This window comes from Aureimonas jatrophae (assembly GCF_900104035.1).
Taxonomy (GTDB): domain Bacteria; phylum Pseudomonadota; class Alphaproteobacteria; order Rhizobiales; family Rhizobiaceae; genus Aureimonas; species Aureimonas jatrophae.
This window is the reverse complement of the sequence record NZ_FNIT01000025.1, coordinates 1-5,077: the sequence shown is the minus strand read 5'-3', so window position 1 is coordinate 5,077 and position 5,077 is coordinate 1. Positions and strand designations below refer to the sequence as shown.

Genomic DNA, 5,077 nt, shown 5'->3' with positions numbered 1-5,077 from the left:
CGTTTGTCGCTGGTGACGGGTTTGGGACTGGGAGCGATTGGTTCGACGGTGGGTTCGCGGACGCTGGGGGAGGTGATTGTGGCGGGTTTGCTATCGGGCAATGCGGCGTTTGTGTTGGAGGGTGCGGTGTTGATCGGGCTTTTGGCGCTGGTGGTATCGGGTGCGATGGAGGGAGTAGGGAGATGGGTGGGCGCGGGGCGACGATAGGGGGTATTGCGCGCTGTGTTGCGCGCCGATCGGTTGCCGGCGCACAGCAAAGCGCCCGCCCGAGTTTCCCCGGGCGGGCGCTTTGGTGATGAGGTGAGAGAGGATGCGATGGGCGAACCTGGCGGCGACCGACTTTCCCGCGTCTTGAGACGAAGTATCATGGGCGCTGGGGCGTTTCACGGCCGAGTTCGGAATGGGATCGGGTGCGGCCACCCCGCAGAAGCCACCAGGTCGGCGCATCGCATCTGGGCTGGAAGCTGGTTTTTCAGGAGAACCTTGCCGGTTGGCCACCGTCCGAGCGCTCAGGAGAGCGAGGACAGCCCCGACCCCTCGTGGGTCGGCGGAACAGGTCTGTTCCGGCCCGCCGCAGACAACCGGCCACAGCCGGTTGGCGCAAGGCGAGAGAAGAGACCCATGACATTGCTGCGCAATGGTCATGGGCGAATGAGAGCGATCAAGCCGATCGGGCGATTAGTAAGGCTCAGCTTCACGCGTTGCCGCGCTTCCACATGCCTCCTATCAACGTGGTGGTCTTCCACGGCCCTGATAGGGAATACTCGTTTCCAGGTGGGTTTCCCGCTTAGATGCCTTCAGCGGTTATCCCGACCGTACATAGCTACCCTGCACTGCGGCTGGCGCCACAACAGGTCCACCAGAGGTACGTCCATCCCGGTCCTCTCGTACTAGGGACAGATCCTGTCAATATTCCTACACCCACGGCAGATAGGGACCGAACTGTCTCACGACGTTCTGAACCCAGCTCACGTACCGCTTTAATTGGCGAACAGCCAAACCCTTGGGACCTGCTCCAGCCCCAGGATGCGATGAGCCGACATCGAGGTGCCAAACAACCCCGTCGATATGGACTCTTGGGGGTCATCAGCCTGTTATCCCCGGCGTACCTTTTATCCGTTGAGCGATGGCCCTTCCACGCGGGACCACCGGATCACTATGACCGACTTTCGTCTCTGCTCGACTTGTCTGTCTCGCAGTCAGGCGGGCTTATGCCATTGCACTCGACGACCGATTTCCGACCGGTCTGAGCCCACCATCGCGCGCCTCCGTTACTCTTTGGGAGGCGACCGCCCCAGTCAAACTACCCACCATACACTGTTCCGGATCCGGATAACGGACCGCGGTTAGACATCCATGACGATAAGGGTGGTATTTCAAGGGTGGCTCCACGCGAGCTGGCGCCCACGCTTCAAAGCCTACCACCTATCCTACACATGCCGACACGAATGCCAGTGTAAAGCTATAGTAAAGGTGCACGGGGTCTTTCCGTCTGACCGCAGGAACCCCGCATCTTCACGGGGAATTCAATTTCACTGAGTCTCTGCTGGAGACAGCGGGGAAGTCGTTACGCCATTCGTGCAGGTCGGAACTTACCCGACAAGGAATTTCGCTACCTTAGGACCGTTATAGTTACGGCCGCCGTTTACTGGGGCTTCGATTCAGAGCTTGCACCCCTCCTCTTAACCTTCCAGCACCGGGCAGGCGTCAGACCCTATACGTCGTCTTGCGACTTCGCAGAGCCCTGTGTTTTTGATAAACAGTCGCTACCCCCTGGTCTGTGCCACCTCGCAACACTTGCGTGCGACGAGGCCACGCTTCTTCCGAAGTTACGCGTGCAATTTGCCGAGTTCCTTCAGCAGAGTTCTCTCAAGCGCCTGGGTATGCTCTACCAGTCCACCTGTGTCGGTTTCGGGTACGGTCTATACGGTGGGGCTCTTTCCTGGAACCGCTTCGAAGCCCAACCAATCCGATAAGGTTGAACAACACACGCGATCCGTCACTCTCCACCAGGCCCACGATTATTAACGTGGTTCCCATCACCTACGCCTTTCGGCCTCGGCTTAGGGGCCGGCTCACCCTGCTCAGATTAACTTTAAGCAGGAACCCTTGGACTTTCGGCGAGGGTGTCTCTCACACCCTTTATCGTTACTCATGTCAGCATTCGCACTTCCCATACCTCCACGGGCCCTCACGGGTCCCGCTTCATCAGCCTAGGGAACGCTCCGCTACCACTGCGTCTCGCAAGGAGATCGCAATCCACAGCTTCGGTGCATGGCTTCAGCCCCGTTACATTTTCGGCGCAAGAACCCTTAATTCTAGACCAGTGAGCTGTTACGCTTTCTTTAAATGATGGCTGCTTCTAAGCCAACATCCTGGTTGTTTTGGGATTCTCACATCCTTTCACACTTAGCCATGACTTGGGGACCTTAGCTGGTGGTCAGGGTTGTTTCCCTCTCCACGACGGACGTTAGCACCCGCCGTGTGTCTGCCGACTAGTACTCCCAGGTATTCGGAGTTTGATTGGGTTTGGTAAGACGGTGAGTCCCCCTAGCCCATTCAGTGCTCTACCCCCTGGGGTATTCGGTCGACGCTCTACCTAAATAGATTTCGCGGAGAACCAGCTATTTCCGAGTTTGATTGGCCTTTCACCCCTAGCCACAAGTCATCCCAATCTATTGCAACAGATGCGGGTTCGGTCCTCCAGTGCGTGTTACCGCACCTTCAACCTGCTCATGGCTAGATCACTCGGTTTCGGGTCTAATCCGACGAACTGAACGCCCCGTTCAGACTCGCTTTCGCTGCGCCTCCACCTATCGGCTTAAGCTCGCTCGCCAGACTAAGTCGCTGACCCATTATACAAAAGGTACGCAGTCACCCAGGACAAACCTTGGGCTCCTACTGTTTGTAGGCATCCGGTTTCAGGTTCTCTTTCACTCCCCTTGTCGGGGTGCTTTTCACCTTTCCCTCACGGTACTGGTTCGCTATCGGTCATGCACGAGTACTTAGGCTTGGAGGGTGGTCCCCCCAATTTCAGACAGGATTTCACGTGTCCCGCCCTACTCGAGTACCTTGTCAGACATTGCGCCTACGGGACTGTCACCCATCATGTCGCGCTTTCCAACGCGTTCGGCTTCTTCTCAACAAGGTCACTGGCCTGGTCCGCGTTCGCTCGCCGCTACTGACGGAGTCTCGGTTGATGTCCTTTCCTCCAGGTACTGAGATGTTTCAGTTCCCCGGGTTCGCTTCTAACCCCTATGTATTCGAAGGTTAGATACCTCGCTGTTGAACCTTGGTCACCGCAACGCCACCGGCACGTTCCCGTACCAGCGTCGTTCCGATCTGACCAAGGCTCGGAGGTGGGTTGCCCCATTCGGATATCCACGGATCAAAGCTCGTTCGCAGCTCCCCATGGCTTTTCGCAGCGTACCACGTCCTTCATCGCCTGTGCATGCCAAGGCATTCACCAGATGCCCTTCAGACACTTGATCGCTCTCATCGCCCATGACCATCGGATCCACCCAAAGGCGGACCCAAGAGAGAGGTCACGGACAGAGTCTCTTCATTCTTCTCTTGGCACCATGCAACACCCCTCCCGCGTGCAACGTCGGGGGTGCCTGCAGCATGGCGCCTGCCAACCCGCCGCGCGATCAAGCTACGGCGAGCTGGCGAAAGACCAGCTTCCAGAGACGAACCCCAAGGGCGGCGGTCAGGCACACCCATCCATCGGGAAGGCCACCGGTAACCCGGACGGGCGATGAACCCTTCCGGCGGCGACCCTCGGACCAGGCCCCCCCTCGCCCGACCAGCTGCGCCGGTGGCTTGGTGGAACCCGTCAGGATCCGTCTTCTCTTCACATGTTCAACAACAGGCGAACCGAACCAAAAGGTCACGGCCGCAAACTTGGCTTCCTTCTTGGATATCCCACTCCACCGCTCCGAAGCGCAAGGCGCGCCTCAAGGAAGGGTGGTGGAGCTTGTCGGGATCGAACCGACGACCCCCTGCTTGCAAAGCAGGTGCTCTCCCAGCTGAGCTAAAGCCCCGATATGGTGGGCCCGGGTAGATTCGAACTACCGACCTCACCCTTATCAGGGGTGCGCTCTAACCAACTGAGCTACGGGCCCGATCTCTTCCGATCCCAGCCCGGCCGATGTCGTCAGCTGGCGAGGTCGTCGTCTATCCAAGGAAGAAAGAGAAACGTGGACGGCGATGCCGTGCCATCACCCCAATCCCACAACCGAAGTCATGTGGACAGGGCACTTGTCTGCGCGACCGTGCCTGACTGGCACCGTCTTGTTCTAAAACCCGTCGATACGGTGGTCCAAGGGACCGGGCTTGCACCCGATGGCCTGGAGGCCGTCAAAGACAGATCCTTAGAAAGGAGGTGATCCAGCCGCAGGTTCCCCTACGGCTACCTTGTTACGACTTCACCCCAGTCGCTGAGCCTACCGTGGCCGGCTGCCTCCCTTGCGGGTTAGCGCACCGTCGTCGGGTAGACCCAACTCCCATGGTGTGACGGGCGGTGTGTACAAGGCCCGGGAACGTATTCACCGTGGCATGCTGATCCACGATTACTAGCGATTCCAACTTCATGCACCCGAGTTGCAGAGTGCAATCCGAACTGAGACGGCTTTTGGGGATTGGCTCGGCGTCGCCGCCTGGCATCCCACTGTCACCGCCATTGTAGCACGTGTGTAGCCCAGCCCGTAAGGGCCATGAGGACTTGACGTCATCCCCACCTTCCTCTCGGCTTATCACCGGCAGTCCCCCTAGAGTGCCCAACTGAATGCTGGCAACTAAGGGCGAGGGTTGCGCTCGTTGCGGGACTTAACCCAACATCTCACGACACGAGCTGACGACAGCCATGCAGCACCTGTGTCCCCGTCCCGAAGGAATGGACCCATCTCTGGGACCGTCGAGGCATGTCAAGGGCTGGTAAGGTTCTGCGCGTTGCTTCGAATTAAACCACATGCTCCACCGCTTGTGCGGGCCCCCGTCAATTCCTTTGAGTTTTAATCTTGCGACCGTACTCCCCAGGCGGGAAGCTTAATGCGTTGGCTGCGCCACCGAAGGGTAA

General features: G+C 58.5%; 2 tRNA genes, 3 rRNA genes and 1 pseudogene. 1 reads left to right on the top strand and 5 read right to left on the bottom strand.

Features of this window, described 5'->3' with window-relative positions:
* Positions 1-207 (top strand): annotated as a pseudogene (locus BLQ76_RS22410) (ABC transporter permease); the annotation flags it as partial.
* A 116-nt stretch (positions 208-323) separates the two neighbouring features.
* On the opposite strand, the gene rrf reads toward BLQ76_RS22410, so the two are convergent.
* From rrf to BLQ76_RS21555, 5 genes are all read right to left on the bottom strand, one after another.
* Positions 324-438 (bottom strand): 5S ribosomal RNA (gene rrf / locus BLQ76_RS21575).
* Positions 439-657: 219 nt separating this feature from the next.
* Positions 658-3,491 (bottom strand): 23S ribosomal RNA (locus BLQ76_RS21570).
* Between the two features lie 476 nt (positions 3,492-3,967).
* Positions 3,968-4,043 (bottom strand) — tRNA-Ala (locus BLQ76_RS21565).
* Positions 4,044-4,047: 4 nt separating this feature from the next.
* Positions 4,048-4,124 (bottom strand) — tRNA-Ile (locus BLQ76_RS21560).
* A 253-nt stretch (positions 4,125-4,377) separates the two neighbouring features.
* Positions 4,378-5,077: ribosomal RNA gene (locus BLQ76_RS21555) — 16S ribosomal RNA — on the bottom strand; the annotation flags it as partial.